Consider the following 25,007-nt stretch of genomic DNA (forward strand, 5'->3'; position numbering starts at 1 on the left):
GATCATGAGGTAAAATATGAAAATAATAAAAATTTGTTTATTAATTTTTCTTCTTATTTTTCCATTAAAGGTATTCGGCAATGTGAATTCGCAAATACTTGATCTTACTGTAAATCCACAAAAAGTTTTATTTGGTTTTAGTAATTTAAAGCCAGGCGATTCTATGGAGAGAATTCTAATTATTGGTAATAATGGTGCTAATAACTTTAACTATAAGATAACAAGTAAATTTATAGATGGTTCTCAAAAGTTTTATGATCAATTATTACTAACAATTACAAATAAAAATATCACTTTGTTTCAAGGTAAATTAAGAGATTTTAATGGTTTACAGTCAATGTCTTTAAATAGCGGAAGTCAAGAAGAATTAGTATTCAATATTAATGTACCTGGAGAGCTTGGGAATGAGTTCCAAGGATTAACAAGTACAGTTGAATTTAAATTCTATGTTGAAGGTACCTTAGGTGGTGTATTACCTGCAGACGGACCAAAACTTCCTAATACCGGATCAAATATGTTCAATATTCTAGTAATTGGAGCAGCATTAGTTTTAACTGGTTCTTTCTTTCAATTTATCGTTAAAAGGCGAAAAAAGTTAGATAATCAGGTATAGAGGGGCCTTGGTTTTAAAAGTTGAAAATCAGGGTCTTATAGTTTTAAAAGATTAGAATACATATTTATTGATTGTTAAATATATATTTTTCTAGTATTGATTAGAATGGTGTTGCCACCCCAATGTACAAAAAAATCTGCCCTAAATGCCACCAATAATCCTTCAGCAGCATTGACTCTGGAAAATGGCTTTGACCTACTTGCAATAAAGAGCTTACAAAAGCTACTCTCCAAGATGCCCTAAAGACCAGAACAAAAAAACCTCATTTATACATAATCAATAAACAATTCACTCAAGATATCCCCAAAATTAAATAATTCACATTCCCCTCATTCGATTAAGTAACAGGTCATCCATACTGTGGCCTGTTTTTTGCCCAGAAAATAAAATTTTCTCAATAAATATTCACAAATATTTTTCAAACCAACCAGATTTAGACACTTTTCGATTAGCTAAAGGTGTATAATATTTACAAACGGGTGAAAAAGAGGATTGATATTTTGTTATTCAAGAGCCTAGAGTTCAAAAATGATGTTGGACAGAAGGTTAAAGTTATTGAAATTCCTGTATTGGAGCAAGGCAGCACTTATAATTTTATGATCCAAGTCCGTTTACAGAATTTTATTACGACACTTTATCAGGAGACCAAACCGAAAAAATGCTATTCGTTTAAAGAGTATTTGAAAAAGGTTATGAAATGGCCTGATTATGAAGCTTTGTTTAAAGTACAAGAACTAAAGAATAACGCATAACTTTTTCAGAACACTGGATACCCCAGTGTTCTTTTAATTTTCACAATTAAATTCATGAAAATAGGGGAATTTATTTCTTAAAGAACAGGGAACCTGTATAATACAAAAGAGTAAACGCTAGGATGTGAGGATATGAGCAAGATTAAGATTGTAACGGATTCGACAATGGATATGACAAAAGAACAGGCTGAACAGCTTGGAGTTGTGGTTGTGCCTTTGTCCGTAACGATAAATGGAGAAACGTATTTAGACAGAGTTGAAATACAACCTGCTGAATTTATGGAAACGATGAAAGGCTTAGTGGAATTGCCGAAAAGCTCACAGCCTTCAGCTGGAACCTTTCTTGAAGTATATGATAGGCTTGGCAATGAAGGTTATGAAGTAATATCCATACATATGACTGGAAAAATGAGCGGGACGATTCGCTCTGCTGAAAGTGCAGCGCAAATGACGAAGACGAAGGTAACCGTGGTTGACTCCAAATTTATTTCGATTGCCCTTCAGTTTCAAGTTAGAGAAGCGGCTGAAATGGCGAAGCAAGGCAAGAGTGCGGAGGAAATTCTAGAGCGTCTGGACAAGGTAAGTGAAAACTCGAAACTTTATATTATGATTGATACACTCGAGAACATGGTGAAAGGCGGGCGGATTGGTAAAGGGAAGGCTTTTATTGGCTCGCTACTCAATATCAAGCCGGTTGCCTCTCTTGAAGGTGCAGAATATAATCCAGTTGCAAAAGTGCGCAGCCATTCCCAAGTGGTTAAATGGCTCGCTAAACAATTTGCAGAGGATGTAAAAGGAAAAACAGTGCTTGGTGCTGGGATTGTTCATGCCGAGGCACAGGAATTAGCTTCAAAGGTAAAGGAATCAATTATAGAAGTAACGGGATACCAGGACATCCCGATTTGTTATACTGGTCCAACCATCAGTACCCATACAGGACCTGGTGCAATTGCTTTAATGTATTACACGGATTAAAAAATGTGGATGGTGCATAGTGGCACCATCCTATTTATTTACCAACAAAATTTCTGATGACTCGTGAACAGTATACCCAAGACGCTGTAGATGCTTCCGAATCCCACTCCGTTCCCATGTCCTTAGAATCATAGTGCTTAGTATTTTTTTCGGATAGAAGATTCCGATATTTGTGAGTTCCTCAAAGTTCAGTCCCTTACGCACATATTTTTCAATCATTACGTCACGTTGATCGATAATCGCTAAAAATTTGTCCATTGCCTCGATAAATTCCTGTTTCGTAAAAACACCTTTTTGATGACCTGTAATAAAAGTATCTGCATCCAACTCTAATAGTCGTTTACCTGATTCAATCAACTCGTCAATATCTCCATCTGTTCCAAAATACCATGGACCAAAAGAAGTCATATCGAAATCCCCTACATAGACGACCCCTAATTCAGGAAAGTAGGGGCTTGCATATCCTTTTGTGTGACCAGGCGTATGCAGGAAGTTAACCGTAACACCGCTAAAATTATATTCTTCCTCATATTGATAGGTTGCAGAAATTCCCCCAAGGTTTTGTACCCATTCCTTAGGCATGTGATTCCTTAATGCTTCAACACCTTCCGGACCCCATTCTTGATAAACTCCGTTTCCACGCGCAATTCCTTCGATGGATTGAATAGTTTCAAATTCTAGTGGGTTAATCCATTTTTCAACACCCGGAAACAAATGATTATGCAAGGTGTGATCGGGGTGGTAGTGAGTATTGATAATCAACTCAACCCCATACTGATTATCTAAGGCAAGCAGTTTAGTTGGGTCTGCTCCAGTATCAATAAGTACTTTATCTTTACTATTAATAAACAAGCTTCTTGAAAAGGGAACCTTACTGTTATTCGGACCTTCAATGATCATGAGCGGGCCAATCTGCGGAATTTTAAACACCTCTTCTAAATAGACTTAATTTTCTGTTTTCTGAATGAATACTCATTCATGATACCATATCTTATCCTTTCATTAAACCATTTCGCCTTCAGCCTGTCATTCGACATAAAATTTAAATATCTTGTGAATTAATTTTATTTTTAAAGGAAAAAACCCTTTTTTTGTAGAATTCTTGAGAATGAAGCAACTCGAAGGGGCTTAGAATATGTCAAAAGAAAAGCAACTCAAAGATCTGCCACTATATCGTAAGCTATTATTATTTTCCTTTTTCATCACCTTAATGATTGTGATTTCAACAGCAGGCTTCACTTTTATCTTTCAGACCGAGCAGCTAGAAAATCAATTGACAGATCGTGTAAAGGGACTTGCCTCACTTTGGTCTACCACCATTGACCCAATTGATGTTCAACTTGCGTTGGATTCACATGATAAGGATAATTCATATGTAAAGAAGCTGAGTGAACAAGTCTCTATGTTAAATGATAAAAACTCAAATTATATAGGCGGATTCATTATTGATGGGAAAATGAAGAATGTGAATCAATTAACTTTCATTTCTATTTCAAAGCATTATGAAGCCTATGGGCTTGATAACTTTTATCTGTACCAGCCGGGAAAGGAATTTCTTACAGCCTATAATACCGCCATTAAAGAGAAAGTATTGACGAATACCAAAGTTTATCGGGACGAGACAGGGGAGTGGATCACTGCCTTTTACCCGATAATGAATGATAAGGATAAAGTGATTGCCCTATTAGCAGTCGATGTCGATGCGGCAATTATTGAAAATTTCCAAGAAAAAATTGCCTTCTATCTCATTTTCTCGTTTCTTATCGTGAGTATAATTGTTTATTTTACCTTGAGATGGGGGCTTAAAAAGGCATTAGCACCCGTCCATGAAATCATTTCAGGTATTAATGCCGTTAGTGCTGGTAATTTTAATGTGAAGCTTAACATTACAGATCAAGCTGATATGGAAGAATTAAGCGATAAATTCAATCATATGACTGAAAAATTATCGATTTTGTTTGAACGACTTTCCGATACAAGTAAAAAGTTAGGTTCTAATTCAACTAGCCCCAGCAATATCCATCGAATTGAAGAGGCAATTGGAGAAATGGACAATATCATTGCCAAAACGAAAATCCAAAAGGAGCTGCAGCGTGCGGAAAAAATGAATGCGATTGGCCAGCTGGCTGCCTCAGTGGCCCATGAAATCCGCAACCCGATGACAGTGGTTAAAGGCTTTTTGCAGCTATTCCTAGCAAAAGATCATTTTAGTTCTGAAGAATTAATGTTTGTTCAATTAATGATCGATGAGTTAAACCGAGCCGAAATGATTATCAACGATTATCTCTCGCTTGCAAAACCGAACCTAGAACAAATTGAAAAAGTAGATGGTAGTGAATTAGCCCATAATGTCATGGATTTAATGAACACCTTTGCACTAATGAAACAGAATATTACGCTCAAAGTTGATATTGATAGTGAAATACAATTAAAAGGGAATAACAACGAAATGAAGCAGGTGTTAATCAATATTGTCAAGAATGGCATTGAAGCTATGAGAAATGGAGGAACCCTCAGTCTTAAAGTCTATCAACAGGAGGAATACGGTGTCTTTGAAGTAACTGATACAGGGATTGGAATGTCCCCAGAGGAATTAGCGCGATTAGGTACGGCTTTTTATTCGCTGAAGGAAAAAGGAACGGGAATGGGTTTAATGGTGTGCTACCAAATCATTGAGAAAATGAAGGGTCAAATTGATGTCATCAGCGAAAAGGACAAGGGAACAACTTTTAGGGTTTTTATCCCTGTATGGACAGAGTAAGAAAGCAGGATGGTATTTAGCGCGATTTAAGGAACGCTTTCCTTTTCTCTTTCGTGAATCTTTGTTAAACTATTCTCGAAAAGTAATTAAGGTTGCGGGGGATTTATATGAAATTACGATTATCGATTCTATTTATGATTATTTTTACATTACTTTTATCTGCTTGTGGACAAAAAGGAATTGAGAATCAGCTCGATTACCCAGTGAATGATTTTTCTGCTGTGACAGAAGAGAATAAACCGTTTGAAAAGAAGAATTTAGACGGCAAGATTTGGGTCGCTGATTTTATTTTTACCAATTGTGCAGATGTTTGTCCGCCAATGACAGCGAATATGACCAAGCTGCAGAAAATGGTGGCAGAGGAAGATTTGAAAAATGTTGAGTTCGTCTCGTTTAGCGTCGATCCAACTGTTGACACACCTGAAGTTCTTGCAGCTTATGCGAAAAATTTTGGCTTGGATTCAACGAATTGGACTTTTTTGACAGGTTATTCACAAGAGTTTATTGAGACTTATGCGAGAGAAACATTTAAGACATTAGTGAAAAAACCTCAAGAGGGCAATCAAGTAATTCATCAGACATATTTTTTCTTAGTAGGACCGGATAGCAAGGTTAAAAAGACTTACGCAGGTTATGAAGAAGTACCTTATGAAGAGATGATTAGTGATATAAAAACGTTGCAATAGACCTATTCTCCAGGGTCTATTTTTTTGACAATGAATAGGATATAGTACTAGCATGTTTTGAATTATTTTGTTCATGTTATAATATCATTGGTAAGAGGGTGGTGAATAAAATGAAAAAAGTTTTCACCCTTCTCATTCTTTCGACTTTTTTCTTAAGTTCTTGCAGTCAATCCGATCGCTGGGAATTGCATAAAGAACGTACCGCTTCGGCAGTTGTTTATCAAGAGGTTCCTGCCGATTTTGTCCCAAAGGAAATAAAGATCATCTCCGCTGGTGATTCTTTAACAGAGGGAGTTGGCGATAGTACAAAAAATGGAGGATACCTGCCTTACTTAAGAACTTTGCTCGAGGAAGAAAAGGGGATTAAGGAAGTTGATTTCTACAACTTCGGTGTAAAGGGTAATCGTACGACACAATTATTAAAAAGGCTGCAAAGAGAGGAAATCAATGACAAACTTTCTACAGCAGATTTGGTGATTTTGACGATTGGCGGCAATGACATTATGAAGGTTGTTAAGGATAATATTTCAAATTTGCAGTTATCCGTTTTTGATAAGGAAAGAGAAGGTTATATTAATAATCTGTACCAAATTATGAATACCATTATCAGAGTAAATCCAGATGCCTATATTGTTTTGGTTGGCGTCTACAATCCTTTCTCTCAATGGTTTTCTGACATTAAAGAGCTAGACCAGATTGTTTCAAATTGGAACGTTGCCAGCCAACAGGTTGTGGCAAATTATCCAAATGCTTATTTTGTGGGAATTGAAGATTTATTTCGTAATCCAACAGAAAGTCTTTTGCATACTGATAACTTTCATCCCAACGATAAGGGCTATGAGTTAATTGCAGAGCGTTTAAACAAAACGTTAGAAGAACGGACATTACCTGATCTCGTTAAGAAGGCGTACATGGTCAGTAAAGAGGAGAATTAGTCTTCTATGATAAATAAATGGAAAAGGGGATTCTTTCTTTTATTAGGGTTAAATGGTTTCATTTTGATCCTGCTAATATCTTTAATTCTGGTACCGGCAGATGAAAAAGGGAAAATTCTACAGGGTGTACCGAATAACAATAGTGTTACTTTCGAGGTTACATCAAATAAGGCAGACTTAAATCGATTAATCAGCCAGTATATTAAAAAGGAAGCGGCCGATTCACCGATTGAATACAGTATCCAGTTACAGGATGAAGTCGAGTTGTACGGGACCATACCATTCTTTAGTCAAGAAATTGATTTGAAGCTCACCTTTGAACCAGAGGCATTAGAAAATGGCGATTTAGTCTTAAAGCAGAAGTCTATTTCGCTTGGTAGCTTACATCTGCCCGTTTCGTATGTGCTCAAATATATTAATGAAAATTATAAGCTCCCAAAAGGGGTAGACATTCAACCGAATGATAAACTTGTCTACGTAAATATGCAGCAATTAAAACTAAAAAGTGATGTAATAATACAAGCGAAAAAGTTTGATTTAATAAAAGATGATATTGCTTTTACAATACTCGTACCCGTTGAATAAGGTGACTCACTAACTTGTGAGCCACCTTTATGTTTTTAATCCTTCAAAACCATAGCCTGTAAAGCAGGCTCTCCTTTGGAATGACCAATCATTATGATGGTATAGGTTTCATTTGGACGGAACTGAGCTTTTAGCATCGAGAGGACCACATTTTTCGTTCCTGCCTCCCTGACTTCTAGATCAACCGTCATTGGCATGATTCCCAGATATTCAGACGCCTGTTTGTAGGAAATATTCGGAAAGACAACATCTCTGTCCTTAACGGCAAAATCCAGGGCTCCTGTATCAGGTGATAAATGCAGAAAACGTATTTTTGATTCATTCGGCGGCACGTGCGGTTGATTTACGTATGGAAGCATACGCAATTTTTTTACAGAGTCAATGATTGCTAGTGTATAGGTCATTCCAGGTTCTACGGTAATCTTCTTATTTAGCACACTATCGACCGAATTTCCCGTTGGATAAATATCAATATGATACTTTCCAGGCTTTAGAGCTAAATAATTGCTTGCCACTCTGAACGGTAGTTTTTTCACTTTCATTTGCCCGTTAATATAGATGTCAACATCGGGGGCATCAGGTGAGGTATGAAGGAACCGGACCTTTCCTTCGACTTGAGTTTGCTGGGGGTCACGCACCATCATGGCTTTATTCATATATTTTAGATGTTTCAAATAATATTGCATGTGCAGGTTGGGGTTAGAGTATTTAACGTTATGAGCTAATAAATCATACATCGCGGCTCTTTGAAGATAATCAGAATGATTTCTATTTCCAGACATACCCTTCTCTCCTTTCTCTAGTTCTTTACAAATTAATTTATTCAAGCATGTTTAGCTGGGTGTCTATATTTGGATTTTTTGTTTACAAATGGATTGTTCATAACATATACTTAATACAAATAAGTCGGAAAGCGGGTGAAGTGTAATGGTAAATGTAAATACGTTAATTGCCGTTTATTTCAATATCGTTTGCACAGCCCGCAGGTTCACCAGGTAGGGGAATCTATACCCATTATTCCTTTGTGAATAAAACCATGGGCTGTGTTGCCTATGGTTTTTTATTATACAATTTTTGGAGGAATATGGATGAATTTAAAAACATTTGGATTAACTGAAAAAATATATAATGATTTTCTAGCCTTGGAACAAGGTGAAGAGATGATTGTTGGCAGGGTTGCCTTGGAACATAAACATATGTATCGGGTATGGACGGAGCATGGAGACTTACTTTGTGAGGTATCAGGAAAATTTAACTTTGAAGCATTGAGTCGTGAGGATTATCCTGCTGTTGGGGATTGGGTTGTGCTGAAACCCCGGCTAGAAGAAGGAAAAGGAACAATCTATTCGATTATCCCTCGGTTCAGTAAGTTTTCAAGAAAATCAGCAGGCAGGACGGCTGAGGAACAAATTGTTGCTGCGAACGTGGATACTGTCTTTCTCGTGAACTCACTCAATGATGACCTGAATTTAAGAAGAATCGAACGCTATCTGTTGCTAACATGGGAAAGTGGTGCGAATCCTGTTATTGTCTTGAGTAAAGCTGATTTATGTGAAAATCTTGAAGAGAAGCTTGCAGAAGTAGAAACAATCGCCTTTGGCGGGGTTCCGGTTATTCCAATTAGTGCGGAAACAAAGACTGGAATTGAAAAGCTTAATCCATACTTACAGCCTGGAAAAACGGTCGCATTGTTAGGATCTTCGGGGGTAGGGAAGTCAACTTTGACGAATTTGTTATTAGGTGATAAAAAACAAGCTGTTAAGGAGATTCGTGAAGGTGATGACAAAGGCCGCCACACCACTACCCACCGCGAACTGATTTTGCTGCAAAATGGCAGCGTGCTGATTGACACACCAGGAATGCGGGAATTACAGCTTTGGGAAAGTTCGGAGGGCCTTACAGAAACATTCTCGGATATTGATGAATTGGCAGAGAACTGCAGATTCAGAGATTGTAAACATCATGATGAGCCTGGTTGTGCCGTAGTTTCAGCGATTGAAGATGGTACGCTTCCAGCAGGCCGACTAACCAGCTACAATAAACTACAAAAAGAATTAGCTTATATCGAAAGAAAAGCTGACAAACGGGCGCAAACAGAAGAACAGAAAAGGTGGAAGAACGTCACGAAACAAATGAGACATAAAAAGAAGATTAAATAGGAAGCTACAGCCGACCCTGGAGATGGGTTTGGTTTTTTCAGTGGTTTGGCTTGGCTTGGCTGGAGAGGAAAGAGAGGGCATCGCAGATATATTTGGATTAACGCAGATATATTTGATTTATCGCAGATATATGGGAATAAACGCAGATATATTTCGATTTCCTTCTTTCAGTCAGCAAATTGTATTTCTTCATAAAGATTCGGTATACTCATACTCGGGAGCAAATATATCCAAAGGGGTGGGATTGTGGTAGAAAGTAAACAATTAGCTACGTTTGCGGGTGGCTGTTTTTGGTGTATGGTGAAGCCATTTGATGAGCAGCCGGGAATTATTAGTGTCATATCTGGATATACCGGCGGTCATGTCGAGAATCCTACATACGAGCAGGTTTGTTCTGAGTCAACGGGTCATTTTGAAGCTGTTCAAATTACATTTAATCCGGAAATTTTTCCATATGAAAGACTGCTGGAACTATATTGGCAGCAAATCGATCCAACTGATCCCGGAGGCCAATTTTACGATAGAGGTCAGTCCTATCAAACAGCGATTTTTTACCATAATGATAAACAGAAGGATCTCGCTGAACAGTCAAAGCAGGCATTACAGGATAGTGGTCGCTTCAATAAACCGGTAGTAACGCCAATCTTACCAGCAACAACCTTTTATCAAGCAGAAGAATACCATCAACATTACTATAAGAAAAATCAAGCACATTATGAAAGATACCATATAGGTTCAGGGAGAGCTGGTTTTATAAAAGCAAATTGGGGGGAGAAGAATGAAAAATAAGGAACAATTAAAACAGGAATTATCACCAATGCAATTTGAGGTAACTCAAAATAACGGAACAGAGCCTCCTTTTCGCAACGAATATTGGAATGAAACGAGAGACGGAATTTATGTGGATCTTGTTTCAGGAAAGCCGCTATTTAGTTCCCTTGATAAATTTGACGCTGGCTGTGGCTGGCCGAGTTTTACCAAGCCGATTGTAGAGGAAGAAGTGTTGGAAAAAGAAGATTATAGCCATTTTATGGTACGGACGGAAGTAAGAAGTAAGACAGCTGATTCCCATTTAGGTCATGTCTTTAACGATGGTCCCGATCCAACAGGCTTACGCTACTGTATCAATTCAGCAGCCTTACGCTTTGTTCCAATAGAAAAGCTCGATGAGGAAGGTTACGGAGCATATAAGAAGTTATTTGACGAAGAGTAAAAAGCCGCGATTTCGCGGCTTTTTCTATTTTCCATTTACTTTTGATGTGGAGGTCATTCCACCGGAAAGGATAAATTTCATGGCATCCTCAGGCTTCACATCAATAATTTCCACTTGTTCTTTCGGAATTAAAAAGGTAAAACCAGCTACTTGAAAGGTTTGCGGCACATAAACGGCTACATGGTCCTTTAGCGGGCTATAGAAATCCTCTAACTGTTCAGAGGTAATAAACCCCATACTCCTCATTTCTGTTCCAGGAATCACAACCAGCGCCACTTTTGAAAAAGACTTTTTCTCACCCAAAAAGGATTGAACAGTATCTTTAATAACGGAATAAATGGTTTTTACAACAGGAATTCTTTCAAGCAATTTATCAATTAGTTTGATGATGCTGCCAGTAACAAATTTTGTAGATAACCAGCCTAGCAGAGTAATTAATACAATTGTTGTCAGCAATCCAATCCCAGGAATGTAATCATCCTTTAGATAAGGTCTTAATGTGTTTCCGAGCAGACCATCGAGAAACAAAAAAGTTTTGTAAATAACAAAGATTACAAGAATAATGGGGACAATCGTCAAAATACCGTTAACAAAGCTTTTCAATAAAGTTTTCAAACTATCACCTACAGATTTTTATTCATTGATTCTCATATTATAGGCGAATGCACAGACAGGTCAAGTACCTACTTCATAAATTAACAGTGTTAACAGACAAATCTCAAGGAGTGAATTTGTATGCATTATGGTTATGGGCAGGAATGCTGTGGTTACGGCTATCCAGGAGTAGGTGGCATCGGTTACGGTTGTGGAACTTTTGTATTAATCGTGGTGTTGTTTATTCTATTAATCATCATCGGCGCTAGCTGGTGCTGAACAAAAAAGATTCAGGCGAAAAGCCTGGGTCTTTTTTGTTATTTTCAAAAAATAAGCAAAACACGAACAATATTGAACTGAATTTATTAATAGTTCGTTTTTATTGTTGACGGATAGAAAATTGATTGATATATTTACCAAGGGTTAAGTAAATACATACGTCTTGGAGGTTTTGGACAATGGAAAATAGATATGATGTTATAGTAGTGGGTGCAGGCCCAGCAGGGATTTTTACCTGCTATGAACTTACACTAAAAATGCCAAACGCAAAGGTGCTATTAGTAGATAAGGGGCATGATATTTATCGGAGAAATTGTCCAATTTTAGATAATAAAATCGAGAAATGCCCTCCAGCAGCAGGTAAGAAAGAGTATGCAGGATGTTTGCCTGCTTGTTCAATCACTGCTGGATTCGGTGGTGCTGGAGCATACTCAGATGGAAAGTTTAATATTACGAGTGAATTTGGCGGCTGGATGACCGATTATCTTTCAGATTCTCAAGTTATCGATTTGATTACATATGTCGATGAAATTAATTTAAAACACGGTGCAACAGAAAGCATTACTGATCCGCTTACAGATAAAGTAAAGGATATCGAGCGCCGCGCTTTTGCAGCTGGCTTAAAATTGCTGCGTGCTCAAGTTCGCCATCTTGGAACAGAGAAAAACTTAGAAATAATGAAAAGTATCTTTGAATACTTAAATGATAAAGTGGAACTGTCTTTTAAAACAGAAGTAAAAGATTTGATAACTGAAAAAACACCTGATGGGCATGTTGTGAAGGGGATAAAGCTGAAAGGTGATAAAGACCTGTTTGCAGATAAGGTTGTTATTACTCCTGGCAGGGATGGTTCGAAATGGCTGACTGAAATCTTGAAGTCACGCCGTCTGAAGATGACAAGCAATCAAGTAGATATCGGTGTACGTGTGGAGACATCTGATATCGTAATGAAGGAAATCAATGATAATTTATACGAAGGGAAATTTGTCTTCAATACATCCGTTGGTACAAGGGTACGGACGTTTTGCAGCAATCCTTCCGGACATGTTGTCGTTGAAAATCATTCTGGTATTATGCTTGCCAATGGGCATGCCTACAAGGATCCGAAGCTTGGAAGTCCAAATACCAACTTCGCCTTGTTAGTGTCACATACATTCTCAGAGCCTATTGATAAGCCGAACGAATATGCGCACGAAGTATCACGCCTTGCAAATGCCCTTTCAAATGGCGGCCTAATTGTTCAAAAGTATGGAGATATTTTAAAAGGACGTCGTTCAACGGACAGAAGGATTAAAGAGGGATTCATCGAGCCGACACTTAAAGAGGCGGTACCAGGTGATCTTGGTTTGGTCCTTCCATATAATACTCTTAAGAGTTTAATTGAGATGACTGAGGCATTGAATCAAGTATCTCCGGGGTTAGCTTCCGAACATACATTGTTCTACGGTGTCGAAGCGAAGTTCTACTCTGCTCGACCAAAGCTCAATGACCGTTTTGAATCCGAAATCAGCGGATTGTATGTCGGCGGAGACGGCGCAGGAATTACCCGCGGTCTTGCCCAAGCAAGTGCCTGCGGCGTCTGGATTGCAAGGGATATCATAAAAAAAACATCAACAGAACGAAAAAAGGAAGTCGTTATGGCCTAAACCCGCTGAATCTAGCGGGTTTGTTTTTATGTGAAAGCAGGTATCTGCGATAAATCGGATATGAATATTCATTGGACAGGACAAGCTGTAAATAGCTTATTGATATCCGAAGATGAGGCGACTTCGGACAGGACAAGCTGGAAATAGCTTATTGATGTCCGAAGATGAGGCGACTTCGGACAGGAGTAGTTGGAAATAGCTTATAGATGTCCGAAGATGAAATCACTTCGGACAGGACAAGCTGGAAATAGTTTATAGATGTCCGAAGATGAGGCGACTTCGGACAGGACAAGCTGGAAATAGTTTATAGATGTCCGAAGATGAGGCGACTTCGGACAGGACAAGCTGGAAATAGCTTATAGATGTCCGAAGACAAGGCGACTTCGGACAGGAGTAGTTGAAAATAGTTTATAGTTGTCCGAAGATGAGGTCACTTCGGACAGGACAAGCTGGAAATAGCTTATTGTTGTCCGAAGACAAGGCGATCTCGGACAGGGATAGTTGGAAATAGTTTATAGATGTCCGAAGACAAGGCGACTTCGGACAGGAGTAGTTGGAAATAGCTTATAGATGTCCGAAGATGAGGAAACCTCGGACAGGAGTAGTTGGAAATAGTTTATAGTTGTCCCAAGGTGAGGCAACTTCGGAATCCATTTCAATAAATCCTCCTGTTTATTACCCAATCGTTACTTTCTCTTTCGGAAAATGAATCTTTTCCTGACTGTTATCTTTGCCCCTTAATATTAATAAAAAGGTAACTATTCCCAATCTTCCAATAAACATCAAAAGGATAATGAGGATTTTTCCGAATGTGGATAATACAGGTGTTAAGCCCATCGATAATCCATTGGTTCCAAACGCAGAAGAAACTTCAAAAATGACCTGAATAACGGTTCCATCTTCTGTGATTGAAAGAATTAAAATGGAAACTAAACAGAGTATGGCTGCTGTCGAAATCACGATAAACGATTTTAGAACATCCTGGCTATGCAGTTCTCTTCTAAATATTTTAATGGAACCTTTTCCTCGTGCATAATAGAAAATGGCCAATAAAACAATCGCAAATGTTGTTGTCCGGATACCTCCGCTGGCGCTGCTAGGTGAACCGCCGATAAACATTAATACGGACATAAAAAGCTGATTGCTCGGTGTGAAATCATTTAAGTCCATGGTCGCTAATCCTGCACTTTTTGTTGTTACAGAATTAAACACGGAGTAAAAAAAAGATTCATGCCAAGATTTATCTGCAAAAAAGTGATAGCTGTCAAGTAAATAAATAATCAGACTTCCTCCAACGGTCAAAATAACAAATGTAGCTGTGGTTAATTTCGTAAATAACGTAAAATGATACCTTCTCTTAACCTTAAGACTTAAAAAGAATTCATACACCTCGACGATAACAGGAAAGCCGATGGCTCCGATAATCATCAATAAAATAATAACTGTTTGAACGAAGTAATCATTACTAAAAGGGATTAATGAACCCCCTGTAATATCAAATCCAGCATTTGTCGTGGCACTTATGGAGCCGAAAAATCCATGTTTAAATGCTGATAACGGGCTGTCAAAATATTTTAAAAAGCGTAATCCTAAAATAATTCCACCAATGATTTCAAATGAAATAATGATAATAAAAATCCTCTTTGCCAGCTGCACCAATCCAGATAAGTTGGATTGATTTTGGTCTACCATGATTAGTTGGCGTTCTTTTAATCCCACCTTTTTCCCAATCATAACCCAAACGAAGGTACTAAGTGACATTACACCTAATCCACCTATTTGAAGAATGATACATAATAGAAAGATCCCGAAGTTATTAAATGTATCTTTTAAGGAAATTGTACTTAGACCTGTTACACTAATCGCACTCGCTGATGTAAATAAAGCGTCAATAAAGCTTAAGGATACATCTTCTTTAAGAGCTAATGGTATTTTCAACAGTAGCGTAGAAATGATTAAAGCGGATAAGTAAAAAATAACGATTAATTGAATTGTTGATAATTCATTCTTTTTTAATGGAGACCTATTTTTTATGTTCATTTGATCCTTCCTTATGTAAATCTATCTGTTATTTTATAGTAACCGCCTTTAAAAGTAAAAGATAGAATTCAGATGGAACGAACTAGCAGTCGTTTGAAAAATACAATAGTACTAAATAACTAAAACAGATGCGCAAAGGTGTGTCTGTTTTTTCTTATATTAAAAAGATGAAAGTATTAAAAAGTTCACTCATACAATGAACTAAAAGGGGAAGTGGTGTCAGGTTGGAACGGACATATCTAATAAAACCATTACTCGATGAAACCTTGCCGATGATCGACCATGGCAAAGGGGTTTATTTGTATGATACAGAAGGAAAAAAATACCTTGATGGTTCCTCAGGTGCAGTAACCGCTAATATTGGGCACGGTGTGTCAGATATTATCGAGGCGATGCAGGAACAGGCAAAAAAGGTCTCGTTTGTGTATCGCTCGCAATTTACGAGTGAAAGTGCTGAGAAGCTGGCGAAGAAAGTCGCAGAAATGACACCGGGAGACCTAAATTGGTGCTTTTTTGTAAACAGCGGGTCTGAAGCGGTAGAAACTGCAATGAAAATGGCGATTCAATATTGGCAGGAAAAAGGTATACACACGAAAACGAAAGTGTTATCAAGGTGGGTCAGTTATCATGGTATCACTTTAGGAGCGCTTTCGCTGTCAGGTCATACAGGAAGAAGAGCACGATTTGTTTCGCTTCTTGAGGATTTCCCGGTCATCAATCCCCCTTACTGTTACCGTTGCCCCTATGGCCTTGAGTCCCCTTCCTGCGGAAGCGCTTGTGCTCAGGAGTTAGAACTCGCAATCAAACGAATAGGTGCTGACCATATTGCCGCCTTTATTGCAGAACCGGTTATCGGAGCAGCAGGCGGGGCGATTGCAGCTCCGAAGGATTATTTTAAAATTATTAAAAAAATCTGTGAAGACCATGACATCCTTTTTATTGCGGATGAGGTGATGACTGGTTTTGGGCGGACAGGGTCAATGCTGGCGATGGAACAGTGGGATGTTATCCCTGATATTGTTGCCTTAGGGAAAGGTATGGGTGCAGGATACGCCCCGATTGCGGCTGCACTAGCAAGTGAAAAGGTAATTGAGCCAATTTTAGCTGGAACGAAAGTGGTTATGAGCGGACATACCTTAAGTGCAAATCCGCAATCCTGTGCTGTGTCGCTCGCCGTACTAGAATACTTGGAGAAAAATAAGATTGTCAGTCAAGTAGAATCCAAGGGAGATTACCTCAAGAGTTTATTGCTCCAATTAAAAAATCAGTTTTCCTTTATTGGTGATATTCGTGGGAAAGGCTTAATGTTGGGAGTTGAATTTGTTGAAGATGCTGCTACTAAAACTCCTTTTTCAAGAAAGGCAATGGTTACCCAAAAAATAATCGCCCTCGCAAAGGAAAAAGGGCTGCTCGTTTATCCAGCTGGTGCTGGTATTGATGGTGTGAATGGTGACTCCATTATTATCTCACCGCCATTAACGATTACAAAAGATGAAATAAATGAATTGGTTTTGCTTTTAACAGATTCGTTTGAAGCTTTTTCTAAGCAATTGAAATCCGACGATTGATGGGTGGTGTTTGGATGGAAAATCCATTTGGAAAAATTACAACCTTAGAGAAGGTTTTAGAACTCTTCAATAACGGGATGACGATCATGTTTGGGGGATTCGGCGGTGTCGGAACCCCGCCAACCCTTATTGATGGGATACTTGAAATAGGAGTACGAAATTTAACACTCATTGGGAATGATACCGGATTTCCTCATATCGGCATTGGTAAATTAGTTAGTCAGGAAAGGGCCATTAAGGTGATTGCTTCCCATATTGGTTCTAATCCCATTGCCGGCAGGCTCATGCATGAAGGAAAACTTGAGGTGGAATTTTCGCCGCAGGGGATATTAGCAGAAAGAATTCGTGCTGGCGGGGTCGGTCTTCCTGCGATTCTAACAGATATTGGAATGGATAATGAATTAGTATCGAAAAACAAGCCCCATTTTCTCCTCAACGGAAAGGACTACCTAATTGAAACTGCTTTAACGGCTGATGTTTCAATTGTTTATGCGAAGAAAGCAGACCCCTATGGAAATTTAATTTATGACAAAAGTGCTCGGAATACGAATCCACTTGTCGCAATGGCCGGAGATATCACCATTGCCGAAGTGGAGGAATTCGTTCCGCTGGGCAGCCTCAACCCTGATGAAATTATAACCCCTGGAGTTTTCGTGGATCATATTATCCCTTCGAAGGGAGTGAATTGGAAATGGGCTTGGGAGTAGACTTTCGCAATCGAATCGCTAGAAGAGCCTCAGAAGAAATCCACAATGGTATGGTTGTGAACCTTGGCATAGGTATCCCATCCTTAGTTCCGAATCATTTACCAAAGGACATGATGGTCATGTTCCATGCTGAAAATGGAATTACCGGTATGGGTCCAAGCCCTGAGAAAGGGAAAGAGGATGAAAATCTATGTAATGCTGGCGGTTTTCCTGTCACTTTGAACCAAGGTGGTTCTTACTGTGATAGTGCGATAGCTTTTGGGATGATTCGCAGAGGTAGGGTGGATATCACAATTTTGGGATCCCTTCAAGTCAGCAAGCAGGGGGATTTGGCCAATTGGATTGTTCCAGGAAAAAAAGTCCCTGGAATGGGCGGTGCGATGGAATTGGCACAAAAAGCAAGAAAGGTGATTGTGTTAATGAATCATTGTGATAAGGCCGGAAATCCGAAAATTGTCACGTCCTGCACGTTACCGCTGACTTCCTCCCAATGTGTTGACATGATCATAACGGAGTTAGCTGTTTTTAATGTTACCGAAAAGGGATTACTATTAACGGAGTTGTTTGAACCATATGATTTGCAAGAGGTAGTGAACAAGACAGAATGTGGGTTTACCGTCAGTAATAATCTCCGAAAGATAACCTATTAATCTCACCCATTCTTCATCAGAGGGAGTGAATTTGTTGAGTAACTATGAAGAATCCATCAAACAATGGCTGAAGGACAATCGTGCTAGAGGTACTAGATTTTTACAAATACTTGTTCAAGAAAATAGTATCAGAGGAAACGAAAGTAGTGCACAGGCTGTCATTATTGAAAAATGCCGGCAGTTGGGGCTGCATCTCGATATATGGGAAATTGACAGGGAGGAGCTAAGGGAACACGAAGCGTTCTGCTGTGATCGGCAGAGCTTTGAGGGAAACCCGAATGTCGTTGCCGTGTTAAAAGGAACTGGCGGAGGTAAATCTATCATCCTAAATGGACATATCGATGTGGTTCCGGTCGGTGATGAGAAGAACTGGACACACGATCCGTTTAGCGGACATATTGAGTGTGGAAAGCTTTATGGACGCGGCAGCACAGATATGAAGGGTGGGACGGCTGCACTCATCATGGCTATCGAGGCAATAGTTGCCACAGGAACGAAGCTTAAGGGTGATGTCATTTTTCAAAGTGTAATAGAAGAAGAAAGCGGGGGTGCCGGTACACTTGCTGCTGTTCTAAGAGGTTATCATGCTGACGGTGCTATTATTCCCGAACCGACTGGGATGAAGCTGTTTCCAAAACAGCAAGGTTCAATGTGGTTTAGAGTGCGTGTCAAGGGGAGGGCAGCACACGGTGGTACCAGGTACGAAGGAGTAAGTGCCATCGAAAAAGCTGTCAATGTAATACAAAAATTTCAACAATTAGAAAAAAATCGAAATATAAAAATTACCGATCCTCTTTTTAACAATATTCCCATTCCGATTCCGATAAATATAGGAAAAATAAACAGTGGTGAATGGCCGTCCTCCGTGCCGGATTTAGCTGTGATAGAAGGAAGAATGGGTGTTTCTCCAGAAGAAACGATTGCTGCCGCTCAAGCGGAAATGGCTGCCGTTTTGAATGAACTTAATAAACAAGATGAATGGTTCCAAGAGAATCCACTTGAAATTGAATGGTTTGGGGGAAGATGGCTTCCTGGTAATCTTGAAGTTGACCACCCGTTAATGAAGACACTTTCTGAGAGTTTTGTAGATGTAAAGGGAGAAGCACCGGTCATTGAAGCAAGTCCATGGGGGACCGATGGTGGAATTTTATCTAACGTGGGAAATACACCTGTCGTTATTTTTGGTCCGGGCATTACAGCTACAGCACATGATGCGGATGAACACATTCAGTTGGAGGATATGTTTGCAGCTAGTAGGATTATTGCCTTAACCTTATTGAAATGGTGCGAAGTCAGTGAATAAATAGTCCCTCCGTAAACAGTTTAGGAAAAATTTGGTACAATAGATTATAATGAACTTTTTATCGTTTGGAGGGACTCGGATGAAGAAGGATTTGTGGATAGGCGGCGAATATCGAAAGGCTTCTTCGTATATAAAGCTGAAAAATCCTTATAACTTGGAACTGCTTGCAGAGATTGGGGTTGCCAACCAAGAAGATGTACTGGCAAGCATAAATGCAGCACAACAGGCTAAAACAATTATGGCAGATATGCCTGCATTTGAGCGGGCAGAAATTCTTGAAAAAGTAGTGCAATTTCTTAAGGTTGATCATGAGGAATGTGCGAGATTAATAGCATTGGAGGCAGCAAAACCGTTAAAGGCCGCGCGAGCCGAAGTCGATCGAACGATAATGACATATACTTTTGCGGCACATGAAGCTAGAAGAATTCATGGTGAAACGGTGCCGATGGACGCAGCCCCAGGGGGTCAGGGAAGAATTGCCTTTACAGTCCGAGAACCGTTAGGTGTAATTGCCGCGATTACACCGTTCAATTTTCCTATGAACCTGGTTGCTCATAAAGTAGGTCCGGCCATTGCAGCTGGAAATAGCGTGGTTCTAAAACCAGCCAGTCAAACTCCATTAACTGCCTATAAGATAGCTGAGTATTTTCACCGTGCAGGTTTACCGGCGGGGGCACTAAATGTTGTTACAGGAAGCGGAAGTAAAATTGGGGATGTCTTAATGAAGGACGACCGAATCAAAATGATTACCTTTACTGGAAGTCCCGAGGTAGGGCGCTATATTCGCGAGCACTCCGGATTAAAGCGGGTAACACTTGAGCTGGGATCGAATTCGGCAGTCATTGTCGATGAGGGTGTTCAACTAAATAAAGTGATTCCTCGAATCGTGAACGGAGCCTTTGCCTATCAGGGTCAGGTTTGTATATCGATTCAAAGAATTTTTGTACATGAAAATATTTTTGAGGGGTTTGTTGAACAATTTGTAAGTAATGCGAAAAAGTTGAAAACTGGCAATCCGTTAGAGGATGATACCGATATTTCTGCAATGATTACGCGGGGTAACGTCCAGCGAACGAAGGATTGGGTAGATGAAGCCATACACAATGGGGCTGAATTGAGGTTGGGCGGCAGCGCTGAAGAAGCAGTCTTTCAGCCAACCGTTTTAGTCAATGTACCGTTAAAGGAAAAGGTCAGCTGTGAAGAGGTATTTGCTCCCGTGGTGCATATTAATAGCTTCTGTGATTTCAGTGAAGCCATCGACCTAGTGAATGATTCCAAATATGGCTTACAAGCTGGAATATTTACGAATGATATTCATAAAGCCCTTCAAGCTGCTAAAAAGCTTGAAGTTGGCGGTGTCATGATCAATGAAATTCCAACTTTCCGAGTTGACCAAATGCCGTATGGTGGAGTGAAAATGAGCGGGATGGGTCGAGAAGGCATTAAATATGCTGTAGAAGAAATGACAGAACTAAAACTGATTAGCTTTAAAACAGAGTAATAGAAAATGTCTGGCTGTTTTTCCAGTCAGACATTTTTACAAATTGGTAGTTTATAATATTTGATACTTATTAAGGGTTCATGAAGCCCAAAAAAGTGCGGAATTTAGAAAAATGGTCTTCGTGAACTATGGATTTAGAAATTACCAAAATATTAATCTGACTTTACTAATTCGAAAAGGATTGGAGCGTCGAGGATGAGCCTAACTACCTCCACCGTCTATATAAACGAAAGTAATTACTTTCTAGAAGTGTATTTGGACCCTTTTAATAGAAGAATTCGGATAGATGACTATCGCGGCAATACGAATTTAGTCCTCGAAAAAGCAGAGGAGCTGGTACGTAAGCATCAAGCAGAAAAGTTAATCATGAAAGCACGAATAGAGGATACCTTACCCTTATATGAAAGAGGATTGCAGCCTGAAGCTGTTGTTGATCGGTATTTTCTCGGTTCGGATGCCCATTTTTTTTCAAAGTTTTATACTGTAGAAAGGAAGAAAAATGACCACTGGATTACCGAGGACGGAATGATTCACAGTATCTATCAATTAGACAAAGCAACTGACAAACCCTATCCACCAAAGGAATATGAATTAAAGAAAGTGAATGAGGATTGCGCAGAGGAGCTTGCAGGCTTGTATCGTCAGATTTTTCAAATTTACCCTACACCCTTACATGATCCTGAATATGTGAAAAAAACAATGACGGAAGGGACTATCTATTACGTGTTCCTCCATCAAGGAAATATTGTCAGTGCTGCATCGGCAGAAGTAAATTCTTTTTATAAAAATGCAGAATTAACCGATTGTGCGACCTTAAAGGAACATCGGAAGTATGGGTTGATGAAAATAATCCTAAGGGAGCTTGAGGGGGAACTCAAAAGGCAAGGTATTTATTGTTCGTATTCCATTGCGAGGAGTTTGTCCTTTGGAATGAATGCAGTCTTGTTCCAACTCGGTTATAAATATCGGGGCCGATTAATGAATAATTGTTTTATCTACGACAAACTTGAGAATATGAATATGTGGGTAAAGAATCTGGCAAACTGCTAATATTTCGGCTTTAGGTGACGAATTTTCGGCACCTAAGGGGAGGTGAACTGGATGGTTCAATTAACTGTGTTAACGCAGGAAGTTCTTTCAGCGATTTTGAAAACCATTGATGAGGGAATTCATGTCGTCAATACAGAAGGGAAAACGATTTTTTATAACGAAGTCGCAGCACGGCATGATGGCATGGAAGTAAAGGAAGTACAGGGAAAACATCTTTTCGATGCCTTTCCATCACTATCAGAGAATTCAAGCACCTTGCTCCGGGTGATCAAAACAGGCAAGCCCATATATAATCAGACACAGGTTTATGTAAATATTCATGGAAAACAAATAGATACCATTAATACGACACTTCCGATTTTTTTAGAGAAGGAGATTATTGGAGCGGTTGAGATTGCTAAAGATTATTCTCGAATGAAGCAATTGGCTGAAAGCCTTTTAGACTTACAAAGAAATGTAAATAAAAACAACAAGAAAAAGACATTAAAAAACGTTATTTATACGCTACAGGATCTAAAAAGTGTAAATCCAGTTTTTATTAGCATGAAGGAAGAGGCTGGGAAACTTGCAAAATCAGATTCTCCCATCCTTGTATATGGAGAAAGCGGGACTGGAAAGGAATTGTTTGTGCAAGGAATTCATCACGCCTCCTATCGAGCGAATGGTCCTTTTATTGCGCAGAATTGTGCAGCCATCCCAGAAACACTGCTTGAAAGTATCCTTTTTGGAACGGCAAAAGGAAGCTATACTGGAGCTGTCGAAAGAAAAGGGCTATTCGAGCTTGCAGATAGCGGGACATTGTTTCTCGATGAACTTCATACAATGCCGATTGAGCTGCAGGCGAAGCTGTTACGGGTTTTAGAGGATGGAATGGTGCGAAGGGTTGGAAGCGCTCAAAACATATCTGTTGATGTCCGCGTCATTGCCGCAATGAATGTCCATCCTAATCATGCACTTCAAAATCAAAAGCTTCGCTCCGACCTGTACTATCGTCTAAATGTGTTTACCTTTTCACTGTTGCCTATTCGAGAACGAAAAGAGGATATCCTATTTCTTACAAATTATTTTATTCAGTTTTTTAATAAGAAATTACAAAAGGGTATAAAAGGGATTGAACAGAAATTGGAAAGTTTTTTTATGAGTCATCCTTGGCCTGGAAATGTACGGGAACTAAAACATACGATTGAGTACATGATGAATGTATGTGAGGATGAACTCCTTCTAATGGAAGACCTGCCAATTATGATGAAACCACAGGCAGTTATCAATGAAAAGGTTGAGAAGAATCTTTCCTTAAGAAAAAATGTCGAGGAGCTTGAAGGTCAATTGATTACCCATGCACTGAAATTATCGAATGGAAATATCAATCAAGCGGCCAAGCTGTTGGAGATTCCTAGACAAACCCTGCAATATAAACTCAAAAAGATTAGGGAATAGCTGCCGAAATATCGGCGTTTTTTTTGTCTACATAATAAAAAACATAACCTTACCCGGACTAAGTGCGTTGGCATAATTCTTGCATAATATCTTAGTAAAGCAGGGCAAGGAGGAAATACACATGAAACATTCATTATACAAGCCGGATAGGCATTGGAAAAATATAGAGCTATGGAAGGATGTAACCGAAGAGCAGTGGAATGATTGGCTGTGGCAGCTAACAAATACCATTCGTACACTAGAGGATTTAAAAAAGGTAATTAATTTAACTCCAGATGAAGAGGAGGGAGTTAGGATCTCAACAAAGACGATTCCGCTGAATATTACACCGTATTATGCTTCATTAATGAACACTGATGATCCACGCTGCCCGATTCGGATGCAGTCTGTTCCGATTTCTAAAGAAATCCATAAAACCAAATATGATCTTGAAGATCCGTTGTATGAAGATGAAGATTCACCAGTACCAGGCTTAACGCATCGTTACCCAGACCGGGTACTGTTTCTCGTTACCAATCAATGTTCGATGTATTGCCGTTACTGTACAAGGAGACGGTTCTCTGGACAAATTGGTATGGGTGTACCAAAGAAACAGCTTGACGCAGCAATTGGTTATATCCGTCAAACTCCACAGGTTCGGGATGTATTAATTTCTGGCGGCGATGGGCTGCTCATTAATGATACAATCCTTGAATATATTTTAAAAAATCTCCGTGACATCGACCATGTTGAAATTATTCGAATCGGGACAAGGGCACCAGTGGTATTTCCGCAAAGAATTACCGAAAACCTCTGTAACATTTTAAAAAAATATCATCCGATTTGGTTGAATACTCATTTTAATACATCGATTGAAATAACCGAGGAATCCAAAAAGGCCTGTGAAATGCTGGCCAATGCAGGTGTACCGGTTGGAAATCAATCTGTTATCCTCGCTGGTATCAACGACAGTGTGCCGATTATGAAAAAGCTCATGCATGACCTTGTGAAAATAAGGGTTCGCCCTTATTATATCTATCAATGTGATCTTTCAGAGGGAATTGGTCATTTCCGGGCACCGGTTTCCAAGGGACTTGAAATTATTGAAGGTTTGCGCGGTCATACGAGCGGCTATGCAGTACCAACGTTTGTTCTAGACGGCCCCGGTGGCGGCGGGAAAATTTCACTGCAGCCAAATTATTTAATTTCACAAAGTGCCGAAAAGGTTGTCCTCCGCAATTTTGAAGGAGTGATTACCTCTTATCCAGAACCAGAGAATTATAGACCTGGTACTGCAGAAGGGTACTTTAAAGAGGTTTATCCAGACATGGAGGAAAAACGCTCCAATATTGGCATTGCAGGAATTATGAATGACCAGCACTTCAATTTAGTTCCAGAGGGATTAACAAGGCTAAATCGCCGTAAGGAGTACAATCAAGATCCTACTCATTCATCATTAAAGGATAAACGAGGCAAGCGGGATGAATTGAAGGAAAAGAAATTTCAGGCTCAGCAAAATAAACCGACAGCTGGTAAAAATGATAAAGATGTAAACTCTGCATCGGATGAATAGA

General features: G+C 39.2%; 24 protein-coding genes. 20 read left to right on the forward strand and 4 right to left on the reverse strand.

Features of this window, described 5'->3' with window-relative positions; genetic code table 11:
- Positions 1 to 16 precede the first annotated feature (16 nt).
- From J2Y03_RS01895 to J2Y03_RS01905, 3 genes are all read left to right on the forward strand, one after another.
- A complete protein-coding gene (locus J2Y03_RS01895; protein WP_310190149.1) occupies positions 17 to 613 on the forward strand; it encodes an LPXTG cell wall anchor domain-containing protein in 597 nt (198 codons plus the stop codon).
- 500 nt (positions 614 to 1,113) lie between these two features.
- A complete protein-coding gene (locus J2Y03_RS01900) occupies positions 1,114 to 1,365 on the forward strand; it encodes a DUF2535 family protein (RefSeq protein ID WP_310190151.1) in 252 nt (83 codons plus the stop codon).
- 132 nt (positions 1,366 to 1,497) lie between these two features.
- Positions 1,498 to 2,340, forward strand: coding sequence for a DegV family protein (locus J2Y03_RS01905; protein ID WP_310190153.1), 843 nt, complete (start codon positions 1,498 to 1,500; stop codon positions 2,338 to 2,340).
- Between the two features lie 30 nt (positions 2,341 to 2,370).
- On the opposite strand, the gene J2Y03_RS01910 is transcribed toward J2Y03_RS01905, so the two are convergent.
- Complete coding sequence (locus J2Y03_RS01910; RefSeq protein WP_310190155.1) at positions 2,371 to 3,240, reverse strand: MBL fold metallo-hydrolase; 870 nt, start codon at positions 3,238 to 3,240, stop codon at positions 2,371 to 2,373.
- A gap of 235 nt (positions 3,241 to 3,475) precedes the next feature.
- Here J2Y03_RS01910 and J2Y03_RS01915 point away from each other — a divergent pair, with 235 nt between their 5' ends.
- The 4 genes from J2Y03_RS01915 (at position 3,476) to J2Y03_RS01930 (ending at position 7,307) form a co-directional block, all read left to right on the forward strand.
- Positions 3,476 to 5,101 (forward strand): ATP-binding protein, encoded by a 1,626-nt coding sequence (locus J2Y03_RS01915; RefSeq protein WP_310190157.1) that lies wholly within the window; start codon positions 3,476 to 3,478, stop codon positions 5,099 to 5,101.
- Positions 5,102 to 5,208: 107 nt separating this feature from the next.
- Positions 5,209 to 5,787 (forward strand): SCO family protein, encoded by a 579-nt coding sequence (locus J2Y03_RS01920; protein WP_132089188.1) that lies wholly within the window; start codon positions 5,209 to 5,211, stop codon positions 5,785 to 5,787.
- A gap of 110 nt (positions 5,788 to 5,897) precedes the next feature.
- Positions 5,898 to 6,722, forward strand: a complete 825-nt coding sequence (locus tag J2Y03_RS01925; RefSeq protein ID WP_310190161.1) for an SGNH/GDSL hydrolase family protein — start codon at positions 5,898 to 5,900, stop codon at positions 6,720 to 6,722.
- Between the two features lie 6 nt (positions 6,723 to 6,728).
- Entirely contained in the window at positions 6,729 to 7,307 is a 579-nt protein-coding gene (locus tag J2Y03_RS01930) for a YpmS family protein (RefSeq protein ID WP_310190163.1), read from the forward strand.
- A gap of 35 nt (positions 7,308 to 7,342) precedes the next feature.
- On the opposite strand, the gene J2Y03_RS01935 is transcribed toward J2Y03_RS01930, so the two are convergent.
- Positions 7,343 to 8,089 carry a DUF4397 domain-containing protein gene (locus tag J2Y03_RS01935; RefSeq protein ID WP_310190165.1) on the reverse strand — a complete coding sequence of 249 codons (747 nt, stop codon included), beginning with the start codon at positions 8,087 to 8,089 and terminating at the stop codon, positions 7,343 to 7,345.
- 306 nt (positions 8,090 to 8,395) lie between these two features.
- Between J2Y03_RS01935 and rsgA the strand changes: the two genes are divergently transcribed.
- The 3 genes from rsgA (at position 8,396) to msrB (ending at position 10,679) form a co-directional block, all read left to right on the forward strand.
- Positions 8,396 to 9,466, forward strand: a complete 1,071-nt coding sequence (gene rsgA, locus J2Y03_RS01940) for a ribosome small subunit-dependent GTPase A (RefSeq protein WP_310190167.1) — start codon at positions 8,396 to 8,398, stop codon at positions 9,464 to 9,466.
- 297 nt (positions 9,467 to 9,763) lie between these two features.
- Positions 9,764 to 10,255 (forward strand): peptide-methionine (S)-S-oxide reductase MsrA, encoded by a 492-nt coding sequence (gene msrA / locus J2Y03_RS01945; RefSeq protein WP_396954165.1) that lies wholly within the window; start codon positions 9,764 to 9,766, stop codon positions 10,253 to 10,255.
- Positions 10,245 to 10,679, forward strand: coding sequence for a peptide-methionine (R)-S-oxide reductase MsrB (msrB, locus tag J2Y03_RS01950; protein WP_132089170.1), 435 nt, complete (start codon positions 10,245 to 10,247; stop codon positions 10,677 to 10,679). Before msrA ends, msrB begins: the two co-directional genes overlap by 11 nt.
- 24 nt (positions 10,680 to 10,703) lie before the next feature.
- On the opposite strand, the gene J2Y03_RS01955 is transcribed toward msrB, so the two are convergent.
- Positions 10,704 to 11,294 (reverse strand): DUF502 domain-containing protein, encoded by a 591-nt coding sequence (locus J2Y03_RS01955; protein WP_132089167.1) that lies wholly within the window; start codon positions 11,292 to 11,294, stop codon positions 10,704 to 10,706.
- 120 nt (positions 11,295 to 11,414) lie between these two features.
- Here J2Y03_RS01955 and J2Y03_RS01960 point away from each other — a divergent pair, with 120 nt between their 5' ends.
- Positions 11,415 to 11,552: a YjcZ family sporulation protein gene (locus J2Y03_RS01960; protein ID WP_310190173.1), complete on the forward strand. Its 138-nt coding sequence runs from the start codon at positions 11,415 to 11,417 to the stop codon at positions 11,550 to 11,552.
- 179 nt (positions 11,553 to 11,731) lie between these two features.
- Complete coding sequence (locus tag J2Y03_RS01965; RefSeq protein WP_310190175.1) at positions 11,732 to 13,198, forward strand: NAD(P)/FAD-dependent oxidoreductase; 1,467 nt, start codon at positions 11,732 to 11,734, stop codon at positions 13,196 to 13,198.
- A gap of 675 nt (positions 13,199 to 13,873) precedes the next feature.
- On the opposite strand, the gene J2Y03_RS01970 is transcribed toward J2Y03_RS01965, so the two are convergent.
- Complete coding sequence (locus J2Y03_RS01970; protein ID WP_310190177.1) at positions 13,874 to 15,238, reverse strand: TrkH family potassium uptake protein; 1,365 nt, start codon at positions 15,236 to 15,238, stop codon at positions 13,874 to 13,876.
- Positions 15,239 to 15,462: 224 nt separating this feature from the next.
- On the opposite strand from J2Y03_RS01970, the gene J2Y03_RS01975 reads away from it, so the two are divergent.
- The 8 genes from J2Y03_RS01975 to kamA all read left to right on the forward strand — a co-directional run bounded on the left by J2Y03_RS01975 (position 15,463) and on the right by kamA (position 25,006).
- Positions 15,463 to 16,806: an aspartate aminotransferase family protein gene (locus tag J2Y03_RS01975; RefSeq protein ID WP_310190179.1), complete on the forward strand. Its 1,344-nt coding sequence runs from the start codon at positions 15,463 to 15,465 to the stop codon at positions 16,804 to 16,806.
- Positions 16,807 to 16,820: 14 nt separating this feature from the next.
- Positions 16,821 to 17,513, forward strand: coding sequence for a CoA transferase subunit A (locus J2Y03_RS01980; protein WP_310190181.1), 693 nt, complete (start codon positions 16,821 to 16,823; stop codon positions 17,511 to 17,513).
- Entirely contained in the window at positions 17,498 to 18,163 is a 666-nt protein-coding gene (locus J2Y03_RS01985) for a 3-oxoacid CoA-transferase subunit B (protein WP_310190183.1), read from the forward strand. Before J2Y03_RS01980 ends, J2Y03_RS01985 begins: the two co-directional genes overlap by 16 nt.
- 34 nt (positions 18,164 to 18,197) lie before the next feature.
- Positions 18,198 to 19,466 (forward strand): peptidase, encoded by a 1,269-nt coding sequence (locus J2Y03_RS01990; protein ID WP_310190185.1) that lies wholly within the window; start codon positions 18,198 to 18,200, stop codon positions 19,464 to 19,466.
- A 79-nt stretch (positions 19,467 to 19,545) separates the two neighbouring features.
- Positions 19,546 to 20,967, forward strand: coding sequence for an aldehyde dehydrogenase family protein (locus J2Y03_RS01995; RefSeq protein ID WP_310190187.1), 1,422 nt, complete (start codon positions 19,546 to 19,548; stop codon positions 20,965 to 20,967).
- Between the two features lie 195 nt (positions 20,968 to 21,162).
- Positions 21,163 to 22,017, forward strand: coding sequence for a putative beta-lysine N-acetyltransferase (gene ablB / locus J2Y03_RS02000; RefSeq protein ID WP_310190189.1), 855 nt, complete (start codon positions 21,163 to 21,165; stop codon positions 22,015 to 22,017).
- Positions 22,018 to 22,068: 51 nt separating this feature from the next.
- Positions 22,069 to 23,454 carry a sigma-54 interaction domain-containing protein gene (locus tag J2Y03_RS02005; RefSeq protein WP_310190191.1) on the forward strand — a complete coding sequence of 462 codons (1,386 nt, stop codon included), beginning with the start codon at positions 22,069 to 22,071 and terminating at the stop codon, positions 23,452 to 23,454.
- A 121-nt stretch (positions 23,455 to 23,575) separates the two neighbouring features.
- The gene (gene kamA / locus J2Y03_RS02010; protein WP_310190193.1) at positions 23,576 to 25,006 is read left to right on the forward strand and encodes a lysine 2,3-aminomutase; all 1,431 of its coding nucleotides are present in this window, start codon (positions 23,576 to 23,578) and stop codon (positions 25,004 to 25,006) included.
- The last annotated feature ends 1 nt before the right edge of the window (position 25,007 follow it).

It is taken from the genome of Neobacillus niacini (genome assembly GCF_031457145.1).
GTDB classification, from domain to species: domain Bacteria; phylum Bacillota; class Bacilli; order Bacillales; family Cytobacillaceae; genus Neobacillus; species Neobacillus niacini_J.